1 pseudogene is annotated in these 246 nt (G+C 50.4%); it reads right to left on the minus strand.

Annotated elements, in window-relative coordinates:
• Positions 1-246 (minus strand): annotated as a pseudogene (locus CYJ76_RS11445) (IS481 family transposase); the annotation flags it as partial.

Here is a 246-nt window from a genome sequence, read left to right on the forward strand (position 1 = left end):
TAGGTCAGGGGTGGCTGGCCTTTCTTCCAATAAGGTTTTTGGTAATTGCGAGACGTGTCGATGTAGTGCTCGGTGATGATCTCGCCAGTTTCTTTTAATGATGTGGTGACATGGTTGTCGGTGATGACCATAAGGATGGTTTCGCCGGTGTATTTTCGCCCGATGCCAAGTTGGTAAAGCTTACTTGCATAGCGGACGGTTACCTTGCCGTTTGGGGTGACGACATCGTTGCGGACGCGCCATTCT

This window comes from Kytococcus schroeteri (assembly GCF_002847825.1).
Taxonomy (GTDB): Bacteria; Actinomycetota; Actinomycetes; order Actinomycetales; family Dermatophilaceae; genus Kytococcus; species Kytococcus schroeteri.